Origin of the sequence: Anoxybacillus sp. CHMUD, assembly GCF_013096965.1 — a bacterium.
Classification (GTDB): domain Bacteria; phylum Bacillota; class Bacilli; order Bacillales; family Anoxybacillaceae; genus Anoxybacillus; species Anoxybacillus kestanbolensis_A.
This window is the reverse complement of sequence record NZ_SDLG01000049.1, coordinates 1-1,373: the sequence shown is the minus strand read 5'-3', so window position 1 is coordinate 1,373 and position 1,373 is coordinate 1. Positions and strand designations below refer to the sequence as shown.

General features: G+C 46.8%; 1 protein-coding gene. It reads left to right on the top strand.

Features of this window, described 5'->3' with window-relative positions:
* On the top strand, window positions 1-1,242 hold a 1,242-nt coding region (locus tag ETB99_RS14495), incomplete at its 5' end, for an ISLre2 family transposase (protein ID WP_171700926.1).
* Window positions 1,243-1,373 lie beyond the last annotated feature (131 nt).

Genomic DNA, 1,373 nt, shown 5'->3' with positions numbered 1-1,373 from the left:
ATCGACCGCACATTGGCAGAACAGCGGGACAAGAAACGATATGCGCTCAAAGATAAGCGGACGATCCGACTCCAAACGCTATTTGGAGAGGTGGAAGTGAAGCGAAACTACTACTTTGACCGTGAAAAAAAGGTGTATACGTCTTTACTCGATGTCTTTCTTCAGTTCGATGGGGCGCATGGAGTGAGTCCGCTATTAGAGGAGACAGCGATTCATCTCGCCGTGACGGGTTCTTCGTATCGACAGGCTGCGCAGTCGCTTGAAAAGCTGGTGGGGTATGCATGTATGAGTCACGAAACGATTCGCCAGTCCATCATCGAGGCAGAGGTGGAAGGGCACCGTGCGATGGAGAAAAAAGGGCGCGTGTTTTTTATCGAAGCAGACGGGTTGTACGTGAAACGTCAACGAAGCCGCATCAAAGGAAAAGAAGAAAAGATCATCACGATTCACCAAGGATGGGAGAAAAACGGGAAACGCGTATCCTTAGTGAATCGACGGTATATGGTTCATCAAACGAATGAACCGATTTGGGAAGCTGTAGAGAATTTTCTGATGAAGGAATACAGCTATGATCCGTTTGAGGATTGGGTGGTCATCAATGGAGATGGAGCCCCATGGATTACAGCGTGTCGAGAATATTTCGGGGACAGGGGGTACTTTCAGCTTGATCGGTTCCATGTGGCAAGAGAGATTCGTCAATTGTTCCGAGGTCATGCGAGATATCGGGTGATTCGAAAGAAGTTAGCATCATGGGATGAAGAAGGTGTGTTACGAGAACTCACAAGTGCCATCGGTACGTTAGAACATGAGGAGAAGGAAAAGCAACTCGAGGCGCTTGTTCGTCGAATCGAGGAGATACCAGGATGTTTACGTGACTATCGCGTATGGTTGAAGGAAAAAGGGATTGACACGACAAACATGAGGGCGATGGGGAGTGCGGAAGGAACGATGCATGTGTTTGCGAAACGAAGTAAAAACGGTCGAAGTTGGAGGGATGCAGGGATTGAAGCGATGTTGCGAGCGATCGTCGCGATAAAAGATACGTTACTCATTCGGACACGCGATGGAGTGATGTATGGCGTGGAAGAACGAGAAGAAACGAAACGAGAAACGATCGTGAAAAAGGCACTGAAGCGCGTGCAAACGCAAATGACAGAAGTGGTACGAGATAACATCCCATACCTTCGCCAATCTTCAGGGACACCGATTTACGAGGCATTGCAAGCATTGAAAGGTTTTTAAAACGAGAGAAAACGCACATACCTACAGGATGAGAGTAAGTAAAAGCGCTTACATATAACGATTTTATAAAACCATATATAACCAAAAAAATCGGTCGAGAAAAAAATCTCCCACAAAGTCTTGACTCAAAC